At 40.2% G+C, this 16,511-nt stretch carries 18 protein-coding genes and 1 pseudogene; 3 read left to right on the forward strand and 16 right to left on the reverse strand.

Translation table 11 applies throughout. The features are described from left to right. Positions 1–245 precede the first annotated feature (245 nt). The 3 genes from ACFVSW_RS10960 to gpr all read right to left on the reverse strand — a co-directional run bounded on the left by ACFVSW_RS10960 (position 246) and on the right by gpr (position 3,032). Entirely contained in the window at positions 246–560 is a 315-nt protein-coding gene (locus ACFVSW_RS10960) for a DUF3679 domain-containing protein (protein WP_387315688.1), read from the reverse strand. Positions 561–587: 27 nt separating this feature from the next. After that, complete coding sequence (gene spoIIP / locus ACFVSW_RS10965) at positions 588–1,793, reverse strand: stage II sporulation protein P (RefSeq protein WP_387315691.1); 1,206 nt, start codon at positions 1,791–1,793, stop codon at positions 588–590. Between the two features lie 114 nt (positions 1,794–1,907). Further along, on the reverse strand, positions 1,908–3,032 hold the full coding sequence (gene gpr, locus ACFVSW_RS10970; RefSeq protein WP_387315692.1) for a GPR endopeptidase: 1,125 nt from the start codon (positions 3,030–3,032) through the stop codon (positions 1,908–1,910). A gap of 215 nt (positions 3,033–3,247) precedes the next feature. On the opposite strand from gpr, the gene rpsT reads away from it, so the two are divergent. Then, positions 3,248–3,508: a 30S ribosomal protein S20 gene (gene rpsT / locus ACFVSW_RS10975; RefSeq protein ID WP_024029926.1), complete on the forward strand. Its 261-nt coding sequence runs from the start codon at positions 3,248–3,250 to the stop codon at positions 3,506–3,508. Positions 3,509–3,549: 41 nt separating this feature from the next. On the opposite strand, the gene holA is transcribed toward rpsT, so the two are convergent. After that, entirely contained in the window at positions 3,550–4,566 is a 1,017-nt protein-coding gene (gene holA / locus ACFVSW_RS10980; RefSeq protein ID WP_387315696.1) for a DNA polymerase III subunit delta, read from the reverse strand. A 335-nt stretch (positions 4,567–4,901) separates the two neighbouring features. Between holA and ACFVSW_RS10985 the strand changes: the two genes are divergently transcribed. After that, positions 4,902–5,036, forward strand: coding sequence for a YqzM family protein (locus tag ACFVSW_RS10985; protein WP_066090270.1), 135 nt, complete (start codon positions 4,902–4,904; stop codon positions 5,034–5,036). A gap of 68 nt (positions 5,037–5,104) precedes the next feature. Here ACFVSW_RS10985 and ACFVSW_RS10990 read toward each other — a convergent pair whose 3' ends face one another. From ACFVSW_RS10990 to ACFVSW_RS11005, 4 genes and pseudogenes are all read right to left on the reverse strand, one after another. Next, on the reverse strand, positions 5,105–7,435 hold the full coding sequence (locus tag ACFVSW_RS10990) for a DNA internalization-related competence protein ComEC/Rec2 (protein WP_387315700.1): 2,331 nt from the start codon (positions 7,433–7,435) through the stop codon (positions 5,105–5,107). Positions 7,436–7,519: 84 nt separating this feature from the next. Then, positions 7,520–7,966: pseudogene (locus ACFVSW_RS10995) on the reverse strand (ComE operon protein 2); the annotation flags it as partial. A 947-nt stretch (positions 7,967–8,913) separates the two neighbouring features. Further along, entirely contained in the window at positions 8,914–9,387 is a 474-nt protein-coding gene (locus ACFVSW_RS11000) for a nuclease-related domain-containing protein (RefSeq protein ID WP_387315702.1), read from the reverse strand. Between the two features lie 244 nt (positions 9,388–9,631). Beyond that, complete coding sequence (locus tag ACFVSW_RS11005; protein ID WP_387315704.1) at positions 9,632–10,267, reverse strand: helix-hairpin-helix domain-containing protein; 636 nt, start codon at positions 10,265–10,267, stop codon at positions 9,632–9,634. Between the two features lie 86 nt (positions 10,268–10,353). Between ACFVSW_RS11005 and comER the strand changes: the two genes are divergently transcribed. Continuing rightward, positions 10,354–11,178: a late competence protein ComER gene (gene comER, locus ACFVSW_RS11010; protein WP_387315707.1), complete on the forward strand. Its 825-nt coding sequence runs from the start codon at positions 10,354–10,356 to the stop codon at positions 11,176–11,178. Positions 11,179–11,243: 65 nt separating this feature from the next. On the opposite strand, the gene ACFVSW_RS11015 is transcribed toward comER, so the two are convergent. Genes ACFVSW_RS11015 through ACFVSW_RS11050 form a run of 8 tightly spaced genes read right to left on the reverse strand, consistent with a single transcriptional unit; the run spans position 11,244 to position 16,270 of the window. Then, positions 11,244–12,002, reverse strand: a complete 759-nt coding sequence (locus ACFVSW_RS11015) for a class I SAM-dependent DNA methyltransferase (protein WP_387315709.1) — start codon at positions 12,000–12,002, stop codon at positions 11,244–11,246. After that, positions 11,999–12,355: a ribosome silencing factor gene (gene rsfS, locus ACFVSW_RS11020; protein WP_066090286.1), complete on the reverse strand. Its 357-nt coding sequence runs from the start codon at positions 12,353–12,355 to the stop codon at positions 11,999–12,001. The genes ACFVSW_RS11015 and rsfS overlap by 4 nt, the downstream gene beginning before the upstream one ends. Before the next feature lie 3 nt (positions 12,356–12,358). After that, complete coding sequence (gene yqeK, locus ACFVSW_RS11025) at positions 12,359–12,925, reverse strand: bis(5'-nucleosyl)-tetraphosphatase (symmetrical) YqeK (protein ID WP_387315712.1); 567 nt, start codon at positions 12,923–12,925, stop codon at positions 12,359–12,361. Beyond that, complete coding sequence (locus ACFVSW_RS11030) at positions 12,915–13,484, reverse strand: nicotinate-nucleotide adenylyltransferase (RefSeq protein WP_387315715.1); 570 nt, start codon at positions 13,482–13,484, stop codon at positions 12,915–12,917. Before ACFVSW_RS11030 ends, yqeK begins: the two co-directional genes overlap by 11 nt. A 20-nt stretch (positions 13,485–13,504) precedes the next feature. Continuing rightward, positions 13,505–13,795 (reverse strand): ribosome assembly RNA-binding protein YhbY, encoded by a 291-nt coding sequence (gene yhbY / locus ACFVSW_RS11035; protein WP_387315718.1) that lies wholly within the window; start codon positions 13,793–13,795, stop codon positions 13,505–13,507. Further along, complete coding sequence (aroE, locus tag ACFVSW_RS11040) at positions 13,789–14,628, reverse strand: shikimate dehydrogenase (protein WP_387315720.1); 840 nt, start codon at positions 14,626–14,628, stop codon at positions 13,789–13,791. Before aroE ends, yhbY begins: the two co-directional genes overlap by 7 nt. A gap of 16 nt (positions 14,629–14,644) precedes the next feature. After that, the gene (yqeH, locus tag ACFVSW_RS11045; protein ID WP_387315722.1) at positions 14,645–15,751 is read right to left on the reverse strand and encodes a ribosome biogenesis GTPase YqeH; all 1,107 of its coding nucleotides are present in this window, start codon (positions 15,749–15,751) and stop codon (positions 14,645–14,647) included. A gap of 3 nt (positions 15,752–15,754) precedes the next feature. Then, entirely contained in the window at positions 15,755–16,270 is a 516-nt protein-coding gene (locus ACFVSW_RS11050; protein WP_387315725.1) for a YqeG family HAD IIIA-type phosphatase, read from the reverse strand. Between the last annotated feature and the right edge of the window lie 241 nt (positions 16,271–16,511).

A 16,511-nucleotide genomic window follows, 5' to 3' on the forward strand; every position in this document is an offset into this window, starting at 1 on the left:
GTATGGCCTGGAGCACTCCAACTGAGATAAAGGAAACACGAAGAGCCGGAGGCGATTCGATGTTGACTTATCGTAGGGCGGAGGGCGAAGGACATTAGCCGCTAGGGCGCTGGAGCTAGACAATTCTCAAAGTCGAAATTTATACTTCTTATCTTATCAGAAAAGCGCAAGCGCCCTGGTCAACGGTGTATGGACTTTAATTACAAGATAAAATTAGCGGCACCATTAAGGTACCGCTAACCATTTTAGTCTGTAATCATCTGAATCAGTTTTTCCGAGGCGCCGGAAATCCCGTCTGACAGTTTCTTCCCCATCGATGAGAAGAAGTTAAACGCACTGATTTCCTCTAATCTTTTCTTTTTCGCCGCAATATCATGACTAGAAATATCATTTCCAAGAATGGAGGCACTTATATTGTTTCCTGATTCTTCGATAGAAACCGCATTTTGAAAGTTAGCATCGTCATAGCCCTTCATTTTATGAATCCCATTATTGGCTAATTGCATTCCTGTTAAAACTGAGATTAACATGAGCGCGGCAATGCATAGGCTTTTTAACATAAACATCCTCATATGAATGCTCCCTTACTATTGTTTATCAGTCGATTGGTCAACATTCTGATTCACTTTTTCTGCCTGCCAGTAATATTCACTGAACACATCAGCGAGTGCTTCAGCCGAACGGTTTAACTCTTCAAACGTATTATCGACACCGCCGAATTCAATTAGGATTGCACTATCGGATAGATTTTGATTGTAAACACCATTCGATCCGGGATCTTTTTTTAACATAATTCCCCTGCTTAACCCTTTATATTTCTTTTCTAAAAGGTTATGGAGTTCCCTTGCTAGTTTTTCATTCTTTTCATAATTGGGGTTTTTACCACCGATTACAAATACTAATTTCGCATAGGATTTTCCGTTAATATCAACAGTTGTATCCTCTTTCCGCTTAGAATCCCGGTGAATATCAATGAGATAACGTAAATCACGGTTGGAAGCCATTGCCGTTTGAACAACTGAGCGAGATTCCTGATAGGATTTCCCATAACCTAAGCCCTTTTTATTTAAATTCGCCTGGACATCCGTTTTATCAACAAAAGTACCGATTCCTCTGTCTTCTAAGCTTGTTTTTAATTGGTCGCCAACTTTTGTTACGTTAATTTGTGAATGATATGCCTTATCAGGATCGTTAACGTCTTTTAGATATGGGATATAGGACTCGCGATTATGTGTAAAGTAAAGATAGACAACCTTGTGCTCTCCTGTTGTTTGTCCAGATGCGATTGGCGGTTTTTCTTCTCCCGGCTTATCTAACCCCTCTAAATTCTGTAAAGAAGCTTCTTGTTCGGCTTTCATAATTTCGATCGGAGGCGCCGATTCAATCGGCATATTCGTATAATTCGTCCCTTCGCCGGCAACAACAATTTTTCCATCGAATTGAAAGAATCCGGGAAGCTCCCTGCCAAGAAGGCTTCGCGGGTCATTCAGATTAATATTGCTTGCTAGCTTAAATACCAAACTGCCGAGCTTAGGCGTCGGGGTCCATTTATTTTCTGCCTTCAAAAAATGATGATTTTCCCAACCCATTAATTGATAAAGCAGTTCACCGTTCACATTTGTAGCAGCCTGATTGACTGAAGAAGACATAGGTCGAAATTGCGGCTTTAACGAGGTTAACAGCCCGCTTATCGAAAAGACCAATATCAAAAATAATGAAAGAGCGGCGAAAATTTTCAGGATGCTTGTCCCTTCGACAATCATAAACGTGCCTGATGTTCTAGTATTTTTCATGGTTCCACCCCACTTAGAATTCTAGTAAATCTTATGACATTACTAGAATTGATAGAACCATAAATTTACGAGATAAAAGGGACCTGAAGGAAACTGGCCCCTTATTAAATTGGACTATCTTGTATAATACCCTGCGTTTTCTTGGTCAACTGCGCTGTGGAGGGAGGCGTTCAAACCGTTGGCAATCAGGTTGGCCATATCCTCGATGAAGACGTCGACTTCCTTTGGCGTAACCATTAAATTATGGCCAATTGGCGACAAGACCTCATAAATTAACTTCCTTTTTTCATCCTCAGATAATGTGCCAATCATGCCAAGAAACGTTTTCCGGTGCTTTTCTTCAGGTAAATCCTCTTCCGTTAACTTTCGCTTTTCGCCAAAGCTCATTCCCGCTGGGGCAAGTGCCCTTGAAGGACGATTTCCTTCCCTGAGCTCTTTTCCGAAATGCTTTAAAATGAAATCTATCGTATCACTCGTAATCGAAACAGCGTCGACCACTGTGGGAACACCAATGGCGATGACGGGAATACCTAATGTTTCTTTACTTAATTCTTTCCTTTTATTGCCGACACCAGAACCAGGGTGAATACCTGTATCGGATATTTGGATGGTCGAATTTACTCTTTCAATCGATCTTGACGCGAGCGCATCAATCGCAATCACGAAATCCGGTTTTGTTTTTTCAACCACGCCAAAAATAATATCGCTAGTCTCAATCCCGGTCAGTCCCATAACACCAGGTGAAAGGGCACTAACGGAGCGATATCCTTCCTCGACATTCTCCGGCTGAAGCTGGAATAAATGACGAGTGACAAGCAAGTTTTCACAAACTAACGGTCCAAGTGCATCTGGGGTTACATTCCAATTCCCAAGACCGACAACCAGACAGGAATCTGTTTTTTTAATCCCGGTCCCTTCTAAAAAATGAGAAAATTCCCTTGCAAAAACTTCGCCAACCTTCTGCTGAACCTCCGTATTTTGCTGGCGAATCCCTTGGACTTCAACGGTTAAATATCTGCCTGCCTTTTTACCAAGCTGCTGCTCGCCCTGTTTGGTAACTTCAACTAAAGAAATTTTTATATCATCAACATCTTTTTCCTTTATGATGACACCTTCAATTTGCGAAAGGTTTTCCTCCTGTCCAACTGTTCCGCCTTTGCCGGCAAGGACCATCTCCCTTGCTTCAATCGCCAAATCAGTTCGAACCGAATACTGACTTAAATCAATTGCTTCACCCATTACCATTCACTCCCATTATGAAATCTCCTATAAATAGAAACTATTTCCTATTTTTACCCTTCTCATTCCAAAACATGCAGAGTAAAATTCTTTCCTGATAATTGTGTATTGCAATATAGGCTCTCGTTTGATAAAATACTTCTTGTTCTGAATTATTATTGATGAATGTATAGTCGAGTTCATATAGTCTCGATTCTTTGTAGGAGGTGAATGGAATGCCTAACATTAAATCTGCTATTAAGCGTGTTAAAACAAATGAAGCGAAAAATGCTCAAAATACAACTGCTAAATCCGCAATGCGTACGGCTGTTAAGAAAGTAGAAGCTGCTGTTACTACTAACGACGCTGCTGCTGCAAAGGAAGCATTAGTAACTGCTGCTAGTAAATTGGACAAGGCTGCTGGAAAAGGTCTAATCCACAAAAATGCTGCTGCTCGTAAAAAATCACGTCTAATGAAAAAAGCAAACGCGCTTTAATAAGCGAAAAAAAACGATTCCTTTTACAGGAATCGTTTTTTTTACTTCTTTAACCGAAACAATAACATCTCAATCAGTAATGATTTATTCATACCGCCTGTTTTCATTTGATAATCCGCCTCAGCAAGCATCTCCATTAGGCTAGTTAATTCTTCATCGCTAAATTTATTGGCCTGGCCGAGCGCAAGCTTGACGCGGAACGGGTGTGTTTTCAGGAAACCGGCAATTTGCTGCTGCCCGTACCCTCGTCTTGAAAGCTCCTTCACTTGATAAATTAACCGGAACTGCCCTGCAAGCAGCGCCAAAATTTTGATTGGTTCTTCATTTTGTTTTAATAAATCATAATAAATTCGTAAGGCCTCATCCAGTTTACGCTGGACCACTTTTTCAATTAAGGTAAAAATATTTTGCTCAAGTGAGCGGGAAACTAACTTTTCAACTAAATTGACATCAATTTTCTTTTGGTCTGCGGCATACAAAGCTAATTTATCGACTTCGCTTGTAATCATAAACATGTTTGTTCCGACAAGCGCCAATAATTGCTCAATCGCATTTGGTTCAAATTCAATCCCGCTGCTCTTCGCTCGGTTCTTCACCCAATTGATTAATTCATGTTCTTTTAATTTTTTCGCTTCAACTAATTCTGCTTTTCGTTTCAATTCTTTGGTTATTTTTTTTCGTTCATCTAATTTTTCGTATGGAGCAGAAATAACCATTACCGTATAGGGCGCTGGTTCTTTCAAATAGGCCTCAAATTTCACTAAATTATGTTCAATCTTCTCTTTTGATTTTTCTGCCGTTAAAAACGCAGGATTATGTAAAAAGATCACTTTTCTTTCTCCGAAAAATGGAAAGGTTTCAGCATCCTCTAACGCCACATCGATAGGTGTATCTTCTAAATCATAGACCGAAAAATTAAAGTCCTTCTCTTCTTCGTTTAATGCCTCGTTCAGCAGTAATTGTTTCGTTTCATTGATTAAATATGCCTCTGTTCCATATAATAAATAAATGGGAGCAAAATCCCTTTGTTTAATTTTCCGCCAAATATCTAATACCATTGTCCGCGCTCCCCTTCATTTCACTCACATCTATCGTAAAGAAGCTTGGACAATTTGACAAGTACTTAAAGGGAATTAGCAACTTTTCAATAAAGTGCCAATTCCCAATTTATAATGAACGCCCGGCAATTTTTAGACCTAGGTTCTAAGCTGCCCGGCGGAATTCCTTTGTAATCATAGTGTTGCCTACCTCGAGTCAAACTATTTTGACAACTCTTGTCAGTATAGGAAAGCAACTAATAAGACGGTTTGCGCTCTCTGCCGTTTTCCACAGGCAGGCTGGATTTTTTCAGTCGAATGGCTTATACTATATGATGAAATAGGAGGGGTAGACTGTGAACGAATTCGAAAAAAATCCGGTAAGTAAACGAAACGATGCAATTGATTCTGGAGTAGGATTTGGGGTTTCCTTTGGTTTTTTTGCTTTAATGTTTATTATTGCAACAGTCATTAAGCTAATCGGTTCATAAATATTTGGCTACATATGTGTCATTTAAGAGGCTGCAATTTGCAGCCTTTTTGCTTTGAATAATACATCCTATGGCAGATAGGTTGAAAAGGTGCCATTATTTCGATAAAAACGGAAGGTAATGGCACCCTGCAGGTCCGTCCGGTAAATGGTCGTGTTCGTTTCTCTCAAACGCTCCAGAACCTCTTGATGTGGATGGCCATAACGATTGGTTTCACCTGCTGAAATTAACGCTGTACTCGGTTTGATTTGTTTGATGAACGCTTCGGCACTTGAGGTTTTACTTCCATGATGACCAGCTTTTAGCACATCAATCGTTAAATTAGGATATTGTTTGCTGATTTTCGTTTCCCCTTCTTGGTCAAGGTCCCCGCCAAAGAACCAGGTAACTCCCCCTACTTGCGAAACTAGAGCGATTGAACCGCTGTTTCGTTCACCGCTAAAATTCTTTTCAGGTGATACGATATTGAAATTATTTCCCGCACTTTTCCATTGATCCCCTGCCGATACTTTTACGACTGGGATTTTTCTCCTTTCTGCCTCCTGAATAATTCTTAATTCCGTTTCAGATGGTGCAACGACAGAAGGCAACAGGATTTGTTTGACCCGAAGCTCTTTTAAAATCGAAAATGTCCCGCCAATGTGGTCCATATCCCCATGGGTAAGAATGAGTTTGTCGATTTTCGTGATTCCCTTTCCCTTCAAAAAAGGAACAACAACATCCCTGCCGACTTCATACGGTTTTAAACGGTGCTTCCATTCTTCTTCCTCGCCAAACGTCATCGTTCCCCCCGTATCGATGAGATAGGTACCCTTTCCATGGGGAAGGTGAATCAAGATGCTATCACCTTGCCCGACATCAATCATCGTCACTTCACCATACGGGTCTAGCCATTTCCAGACAGGTTGAAAGGAAAGGAGGAAAACGACTAAATAAATCAGATGAGTTTTCTTTTTTGGATACGCTTTAGCTTCCCAGATGTAAAAAATAGCAATGATGATAACGATGTAGATGATTAGCTGAATGATGTTCGGCCTACCAGGAACAAAAGCAGCGAAAGAAAAATGAGCAAAATAATTAATAAGATGATTGGACAGGTTTATTATTTTTTCGAAGATGTTGATAAGAAATAGTGGTGTGTTTCCAAAAAGAATTTGGATGATAAACAAAATGTATAGGCCTGGGAGATAAACAAACGAAAAAAGCGGAATGTATAACATATTAGCTGCAATTCCCATTAGCGACATTTCAAAGAAATGATAGAACAATAATGGAAGGGCTGCTAATTGAGCCGTTACTGAAGTAGCCAGAATTCGGGCGCCATTGTTTTGATAACGGCGCAAAATAATCGGCGCAGAGAAAATAATCACCAGACTTACCGAAAAGGAAAGTTGAAAGCCAATATCAAATATTACCTTTGGCGAAAAAAACAAAAAAATCAGGAACGCCAAACTTATTGCATCAATCGGTAAGAGCTTTAGCTTGCTTTTCCACTTAACAGTCAATAAGACAAGATAAATCATTAGGACCGCCCTGATCACCGACGGAGAGGCACCAGTAAGAATGACATAGACAGGTAAAATCAGCAGCAGGAAATTCATCATTAACTGTCTTGTCAGCCCGATTCGAATACCCAAATAAAAAACCATCCCCACTAACAGCGAGACATGAAGACCTGAAATGGCCAACAAATGGATGATGCCCGTTTTTTGAAAATCTCCCAATAAAACAGGGTCTAGCATACTGCGATCGCCAAAAATTAAGGCGGCTGAAAGTGAGGCAATTTCAATTGGAAAATGTGCTTCAAGATAACGAATTCCTAAAAAGCGAAGTTGTTTCACAATGGTCATTGGCGAGGGTCTCATCGGGGAACAATTTTGAAGCGGATTTTCCTGGCTTTCAACGATCCAATAAATATCCTTCGAAGCTAAATATTGACGGTAGTTAAAGCTATTTGGATTTTTTGCGATGGCTGGTTTTTTCATGGTGCCTGACACCTGGCACAAACAATTGTAAAAGCTTTTACTTTTTAACGACACTTGTTCTGCTTCCGATTTAATTTTGTAACGGATTAGGAGTTTTTCCTTGAATTGTTTTTCGGTTGCTTGAATCTGCAGGAGGTCGCCATCAATTTTTGGATTCTGGCTATATTCGATATAGAAATCAGTGATGGTTTCGGGGATTACAGATTTATTTTCTAATTGTGTCCGTCCCGCCAAAAACAAAAATGTTACAAAGATAAACATTACCACGAATAGTTGTTTATTTTTAAACCGTTTGTATTTGTTAAGCAGATAAAGATAAAAGAATGTCAGCAGAAAAAACGGAAGAGACGTAACTAGAGAACAGAGGACACCCAAAAGGGCCGCAAGTGCGAAATAAAAGTATTTTCCATTCATGATTCTTCTCCATTTGTAGTTTTTAAACGAGGGTGAAACGCCGGAATATCCGGCGTCGTTCTAGAGGAATTACTGATTTATCTTTCGAAAATCGATGACCGGTTCTGTCAGTTCAACCTTTTCTGTTTTCACATTTGCTTGTTCAAATAGTTCGATGGCAAACGGGTGATTTTTATAATCCATCGCATAATAAACTGTTTTAATCCCTGCTTGGATAAGTGCCTTACAGCATTGCAGGCAGGGAAAATGAGTAACATAAATTTCCGCCTCGGATGTAGGCACACCAAATTTTGCACATTGTAAGAGTGCATTTATTTCCGCATGAATTGTCCGTACACAGTGATTGTCGATGACGTAGCAGCCTTTATCAATGCAATGGTCGCCGCCAGCTATCGATCCATTGTAGCCGCCGGCAATGATTCGTTTATCCCTGACAATCGTCGCCCCAACCGTCAGTCTTGTACATGTGCTTCTTAATGCGAGTAAATGACTTTGTGCCATAAAATATTGATTCCATGAAATCCGATTCACATGCTCCCACTCCTTAAAACATTTTCTGATTTAAGTGTAAGCTTGTCTGGACGATTTGGTCAATCAGAAAAGCGCAAGCGTTCAGATGTTGACTTATCGTAGGGCGGAGCGCGAAGGCATCTCGCCGCTAGCGAGCTGGACATTTCTCAAGTCGAAATTTCTTATCTTTTAAAAATATCGCAAATTTCTTTAAATACAATTACTTTAGGAAAAAACAGCCTGTTAAGGGCTAGATTATCCATTTTGAACATCGAATTGGCAGTAAAATGTAATTAGATGATACTTGCCCGTTTGAAAGACATGTTTTTCTGGCGGAAAAGCAGTCAATTATACTCGCACAATTTTTTATTAGCGAATCTTGAGAGTTTATTAGCGAATCTTACAAGTTTATTAGCGATTTCGCCATCTTTATTAGCGAATTTAGGGATTTAATAGCGAATTGAAATTCACCATGGAACCTTCGGATAATAAACCCTTCCCTTTTTTATACCCGTGTAATTTACTTTTCTAGAAAGCATTAGCAATCTTTTAGCTGTATGAATCGAATCCAAATGACAAAACTCCCGAAACTGCCGATTAGTAATTTGCATATCGAACAATAGAAAGTAATCCATCAACGCAGCTATATGGGCATCAACAAAATATTTGTCACAACGGGGACAATACCATTTTTGTTTTTTACGGATAAGGGGCAGATAATTGCAGCATGGTCCAAGAACACCTGTTACTAGATCTGACTGTTTAATTCCAAACTTTTCAAGTAGGAATTTTGTCGGCGGAGTATTCATTTTCACAAGAAGGCGACAAACTTTCCGAAGCTCTTTCGGATTGAGAAGTGAAGTAGAATACAGTTTTTCAAAAAAATGAATCTTATTTAGAAAAGCGTCTGCCTTACAAACACGTGGCTTTACTTTGCTGGCGTTGGGACCAGAAACCACATATGTAGCCTATGGGTTCCTGATGACAACCATGTAATCAATGGGGATCGGGGGAAAACCATTCGCAGCGAGCCATTTTTTAATAAAAGCTTTATGCCTTTCAGCCTGGGCAATGGGGTCTGGATACCCTTTTTCCTTATCATTATTTATTTGAATAAATTGCTCATTTTCAGTATCAAAAATTAGTTTTCCAGCCATATTTTTGACATCAATAATGAGCCCAAATTCGGGTGTTAAAAGAAAGGTGTCTATTTGGCAGTTGTAACCTCCATCCGGAAGGTTTAAATCGTGATGAATCAGATATTTTTCCTGCGGAAGAGAACGGAGATAGTAATCTAGTGATACCTCACCTTGATATCCGGCTTCCCGTCTTTTGAATTCCTCAAAAATGGCTTGATATTTTTGGTGACTTAATGGGAGCCGCCTTAATATCGCCGCCAAAATGAGAAGTTTTAATGGAATAGTCCTTGCTTTTATGACCAAACAAATCACTCCCTTACATTTTGATGATAAAATTCTAAAAAGAGGTAGAAAATCCTGCCGAATTCTAGCGAAAATTGTTAAGAATTTATGTCTGATTTCTTTATTAGCGAATCTCGGGAGTTTATTAGCGAATCTAGATGGTTTATTAGCGTATCTGAACCACTTATTAGCGAATATTTCAATTTATTAGCGCATCGGATTTAATAAGAAAAGCGCAAGCGCCCTGGAGCTAGACAATCAAGAATCAATGGACCGCAATCGAATCCTTTAATTTTTCAAACGTTTTATCACCAATGCCGCTTATATTCTTAATATCTTCCACTGCCTTAAATGGACCGTTGGAATTTCGATACTCAACAATGGCCGCCGCTTTTGCCGGACCGATTCCGGGGAGGGTTTGCAATTCAGTATCATTTGCTTTATTGATATTAATTTTCCCCTGGGTTTGACCAGCACCGCCTGATGTTGTCATAGCGGCTCCTCCTGATGTGCCAGGGGCTGGAACCCCCTCCTCGCCGATGGCTGGTATATAAATCAACATTTCATCGTGTACATGCTCGGCAAAATTCACCTTACTTTGGTCTGCTTTGTCTGTTAATCCCCCTGCACGGTTAATCACATCGATGACCCGTTCACCAGAATTGGATAGATAAACCCCTGGAAGTTTGATCTGCCCCTTTACATCAACCATAATCTTTTCCGGAAGCTCTTTCTTTTCAGCATCCTTTGCAGCTGACTGCTGTTTATTGTCGACTTGACTAATCGAGGAATTAAGCGGTAGTTCTTCATTATCATAAAGATAAAAATAATAAAAGCATCCAAAAACAAGTAAAACAGCGGCGATTAGATAAAACTTGTGTTCATTCAACCAGTCTTTCATATGAATCCATCCTTTCTAAAGGTATATTTTATTACTCGTTTTCATATGGTTATTAATGAATATTGCTTGTGAAGGAGGGTCGGAAAATGAATATAGGTATCATCGGTACCGGTAATATGGGGAGTATTGTGGTGGAGGCTTTAATTGACGGAAAAGCCATTTCCCCTTCTTCAATGTTGATTACGAATAGAACAATTTCAAAAGCCATGCAGCTTAAAAATAAATATAAAGAAATTAGGGTTGGGGCAAATGCAGAAGAAGTAGCGGCTCAATCCGATTTGTTATTTTTATGTGTAAAACCATTAGATGTATTTAAAATCCTCGATGAAATCAATCCCCATTTAGGTCCAGAAAAATGTCTGATTTCGATAACGAGTCCTATCAGTACAAGCCAGATTGAACAAAAGGTATCATGTTCAACCGCCCGGGTAATCCCAAGCATCACCAATCGTGCGTTATCCGGGGTGTCATTAATTACTTATGGAGAAAATTGCAGCGACCTGTGGAAAGCGAAAATAGAGCAATTAATTACGAAGATTTCCGTGCCGGTTTATATTGATGAAAAAGTAACGAGGGTTGCCTCAGATATCGTTAGCTGCGGACCGGCTTTTTTCAGCTATCTCCTTCAGCGTTTCATCCAAGCAGCCGTAAAGGAGACAGAAATTGATGAAAAAACAGCCACCATATTTGCCAGTGAAATGATTGTCGGACTAGGTGAATTATTAAAGCAAGGGCATTATACGTTACCGTCACTACAAGAAAAAGTGTGTGTAAAGGGCGGAATAACCGGTGAGGGTATTAAAGTACTGGAGAACGAACTTGGAGACGTATTTGAACACCTGTTTCAGGCGACACACGCAAAATTTAAAGAAGATCTGGATAAAGTAGAGTTACAGTTCTCTAATCAATAATTCGCGTTTATTTGACAAACTCCTTCATTATTTTTAAAAAAAGCCATCTTTTTTTAAAAGATGGCTCATTTATTTTTTCTGGCAACAAAAAAGATTCGTTCTGAATTAGGCTTTGGTGGTGCTTGTTCAAAATCAGCACAAACCTCAAGTACTTCAAAACCAGCCTCAAGTAACCAAGCTTCATATTGCTGAACAGGGTATGTACGTTGAAAATGCAGTTCATCGAAGCGGTCATATTTTCCCAGCCGTTCATCCAAAACAAAAAAGCTTAGCTCATGCTCAACACTATTCGGTGCTTCGCCAGGGAAACTATTCCAGATATAAGAAACCTTTTCTTCATTTAAGGCAAAGGTTTGATTAATGAAACCGTCATTGATTTTATAAGGAGAATGGACATCCACTATGAAAATTCCATCATCATTTAATTGCCCCAAAACATTCGAAAAAGTAACGATAACCTCTTCTTCGGTTTCAAGATAATTTAATGAATCACAAAAGATACCAATCACATCAAAATTCCCCTGACCTTCCATTTCAGCCATATTTTGCTGAAAAAAAGGAATCCGAACACCTGCATCCTCTGCCTTCGCTTGTGCCACTGCCAGCATATCTTCAGACAGGTCGACACCGGTCACTTGGAAACCGTCAGCAGCAAAGCGGACGGAGAGCTCCCCGGTCCCGCATGCTACATCAAGCAACCGAGGCCGAGGCCCGCCTTCTACCTGATATTTTTGGAGGATATCTTTAACAAACCGCACCCACTCATCATACGGAGCATCTTTCATCAGCTCATCATAAAGATAAGCGAATTGCTGGTAACTCATGAATTTAACTCACTAAAAATATCTTCCAGCGGTGCATCGCCCCAAAGCCGTTCTAAATTGTAATAGCTTCTTTCCTCACGATGGAAAACATGAGCAACAACATCCCCCATATCAATTAAGATCCATCTTGCTTCATCAAAGCCTTCCATTCTTTTAACATCATAGCCCTTTTCTTGCGCCTTCTCCTTCATTTCCCGTGCAATTGCCTGTACTTGTTTATCGGAATTCCCATGACAAATAATAAAGTAATCGGCAATTAAAGAAATCCCCTGCATGTTAAGAGCAAGAATGTCTTCCGCTCGTTTATCGTCCGCCGCTTTAACGGCAATTTTTAATAATTCTTGATTATTCATTCATCAAGCCTCCATTTTTTTGATAAGGTCATTGTAGGTGTAAAACGTATCTGGGTATACCGTTTGATTCTTCTTTAATAAAAAAAGAATCGTATTTTGCACTGCTTTTATTAATGCTTGATCTAAATTTTCCTTCGCGATCGCTCTGACTTCATCAACGCCGGGAAAATGCCTGCCTGGTTCAATATAATCAGCTAGATAGATGATTTTCTCAAGCAAAGTCATTCCAATTCTTCCCGATGTATGATAACGGATAGCAGCTAAAATCTCTCCGTCTGTGATGCCTGCTTCCTTTTCCACTAGGTAAGCTCCAACTGGCGCATGCCATAATTCAGCATTAAACTCGAGCAAATCCTGTGGAAACCCTTGGTCAGCAATAATTGCTCTCATTTCATCTTTCGGACGAAATTTCGCATAGTCGTGAAAAATCGCCGCCAGTTCCGCTTTCTGCTCGTCTGCACCGTACTGTCTAGCCAAGAGAACCGCTGTTTCCATTACCCCTAACGTATGCTGATAGCGATGCTCTGTTAATTGTTCCTTGACTACCTTTAACGCCTCTTCACGTTCCATATAATTGATTCTCCTCGATATAGTGGATAACCGAATCTGGCAGTAAATAACGGACCGTATTACCGCTTGTCAACCGCTCTCTAATCATACTGGATGACACATCCATTGCCGGTACGTCCACATAAAGGATCGGATAGTCGGTTTGATGGCTGTAGGCAGGTCTTTCCACACCAACAAATTGGACAAGTTTTACTAGCTCATCGATTTTGTGCCATTTAGGCAAATACTCAATCATATCCGCCCCAATGATAAAGAAAAATTGATGGTCTGTATATTCGGCATTCATCATTTTCATCGTATCAACGGTGAAAGATAGACCCTCACGCTGCACCTCGATTGTTTCAATTTTAAAAGCTGAATTCCCTTGAATCGCCAGCTTCAGCATTTGAACACGCTGCTCATTAGTAACCGACCCTGTTTTCTGCTTATGCGGCGGCTCCCCATTTGGCATGAACCAAATTTCATCAAGCTTCAGTGCAGCAAGAACTTCATTAGCAATCAAAAGATGTCCGTAATGCGGGGGATCGAACGTTCCCCCCAATATCCCAACTTTCTTCATGCGTTCGCCATCCTTTGCTCTTATGGAAGTTTGATTGTTTTCTTTTCCACAGACTCTTTGTAGAGAACAATGGTATTTCCAATGATTTGCACTATATCCGCGCCAGTACCTTCTGCTAACTGCTCGGCAACTACGGTCTTATCTTCTTCACAGTTTTGCAAAATGCTTACTTTAAAAAGTTCTCTTGCTTCTAGCGCATCTGCTATTTGTTTAATCATATTCTCGTTTACGCCGCCTTTGCCTACTTGAAAAATCGGATCCAAGTGATGCGCCTTTGAGCGTAAAAATCCTTTTTGTTTACCTGTTAACATATTTTTCCTCCTAGTTGTTGCAAAACATTTTCTCTCATTCTTTCCACATCAGGAAAAATTCCAGTCCATCTCTCAAAGGCGAGCGCCCCCTGATAAACGAACATGTCGATTCCGTTTTGGATTTTTGCTCCTTTTATACTTGCCTCACGTAAGAACTGCGTTTCCAACGGATTATAAATTATATCACAAACCATGGACTCGTGACTTAAATTGCCCAAATCCAGCGGCTGATCAGCGATTTTTGGCGACATTCCAATCGTCGTCGTTTGAATAATTAAATCATATTCCGCTAATTTTTGATTTGCCTCAGCCAAAGACAATGCCCTTGAGAAATTTGTATACGGGCAATCCCCAATAAGTTTCAAAGCGGTTTCCAGCGTACGATTCGCGATGTCAATTGCTAGCGGGTTCTCCCTGGCTAGAGTGAAATAAATCGCCCGCGCGGCACCTCCAGCGCCTATCACTAATATCTTTTGACCCGCTGCACTGGGTACGTGTTCGTGTAACCCTTTTAAGAAGCCAGGACCATCCGTATTATAGCCAATCAATTTGCCACCTTCATTGACCACCGTATTGACCGCGCCGATACTGGCGGCTAGTTCATCCACCTCATCCAGCAAGGGAATAATTTCACTCTTATGCGGTACGGTGACATTAAATCCCGCAACACCAATAGCTTTCAAGCCTTTGACGGCATCGCGTAAATTCTCGCCTTTTACTTGAAAGGGAAGATAGTGGGCATCTATCTGATAATAAGAAAATAAATCATTGTGCATGATTGGAGACATCGAATGCCCGATTGGATCTCCTAAGACCGCGAATAGCTTCTTCACTTGGTTCTCCCCACCATTATATTAATGACTTTCGAATTAACGTTTGCACACCTTTTGGCACGTAAGCAGCCACTTTTGCCCCAGGTTCATTTACAGTGATCCAGCCAAGACCTGAGAAAACAATATCCGTTTTCGCTTCCTTCACGAAAAATTCTTGTTTCACCAGCTCCGGAAATGAGTCCAATTGTTCCGGCCGCGGCGGTGTCAGCATTTCCCCAACATGCTTATCATAAAGCTCTGCCGCATTTTCGGTTTTTGTCCGGTGAATATTGATTTCATTGGAAACATAGCAAACAAACGATCGTCTGCCCCCGCTGATATAATCGAACCGGGCCAAACCGCCAAAGAATAAGGTTTGTCCCTCATTTAATTGAAACACCTTTGGCTTAATTTCTTTTTTAGGTGTAATAATTTTCAAGTCCCGTTTATCAACAAAATGCGCCATTTGATGATGGTTGATGATCCCTGGAGAATCAATCAATGATTTCTCATCATCGAGCGGAATTTTAATGATATCCAGCGTCGTCCCCGGAAAATGGGAGGTCGTAATTACATCCGCTTCCCCTGTTACTTCCTTAATGATTCTATTAATAAACGTTGACTTCCCGACATTTGTACAGCCGACAACATAAACGTCTTTGCCATTACGCAATTCGTCAATGGCTGCCGCTGTTTCTTTCACATTCAGCCCTTTAGCCGCACTGACGAGAAACACCTCTTCCGGCTTTAACCCCAGTTGCTTTGCTTCATACTTCATCCAGTTTATTAACTTGTTATGTTTAATGGACTTCGGCAATAAATCAACCTTATTGCCAACCAGCAGGACTTTGTTTTGACCGACGAAGCGGTGCAAGCCCGGAAGCCAGCTTCCATTAAAATCAAAAATGTCAACAATCATCACGACAAGGGCGTCTGTCCTGCCGATCTCATTTAATATTTTCAAAAAATCATCATCTGTTAAATTAACATCTTGAACCTCGTTGTAGTGCTTTAAACGAAAACACCGTTGGCAAATAATCATTTCCTTTGCTAATGCAGAAGCAGGTGCATAGCCAATCATTTCCGGGTTTTCAGTTTGGACTTTTACACCGCAGCCCATGCAAATATCTAGTTGTTCACTCACAGCTTAATCCTCCCATTGCAGCATGCCTTTTTTGCGGAACCAGTTTAAGATTCTTCGTTCCGCAAAGCGATTAAATTTTGTCCAGAAGCCATCCGTTTGCGCTACAGGGACAACAAGAATGGTATGAAAACCACCCCGGTTCCCACCTAGTACATCGGTTAATAATTGGTCCCCAATGACAACGGCCTCTTCTTTGTTAATTCCCATTTCTGAAATTGCTTTATGAAAAGCAACCGACATCGGCTTTCGTGCCCGAAAAATAAACGGGATTTGAAGAGGGTCAGAAAAAGCCTTCACTCTTACTTCATTATTATTAGAAACAATCGTGACGAGAATATTATGTTTTTTTATTTCATCAAACCATTCAATCAATGCAGGGGTGGCATTGGGGCGGTCCCATTCTACTAACGTATTATCCAAATCGGTAATGATCCCTTTAATGCCTCTTCGTTTTAATTCTGCAGGAGATATATCCAAAATGCTTTTTACATGTTCATTCGGTAAAAATTGTTTTAACACTAAGCTAACACCTCATTAATTCTAAATAAAATCGACTCTTAGAAAGAGTCACTTACTTGTAACATCATAACTAATTTCACCCTTTGTTTCAAAGAAAAGCGAAAGAAAATGACAGTTTTATGAAAAGCAAAAAATATTTTTCGACAAACATCTACTTCTTCATGACCTGTGGATAACCTTATTAACATTATACCCATTGAATCATTTACATTTTCTAACTTTACAAACAATTTAATCACAA

Source organism: Neobacillus sp. NPDC058068 (assembly GCF_042885335.1).
Taxonomy (GTDB): Bacteria; Bacillota; Bacilli; order Bacillales; family Cytobacillaceae; genus Neobacillus.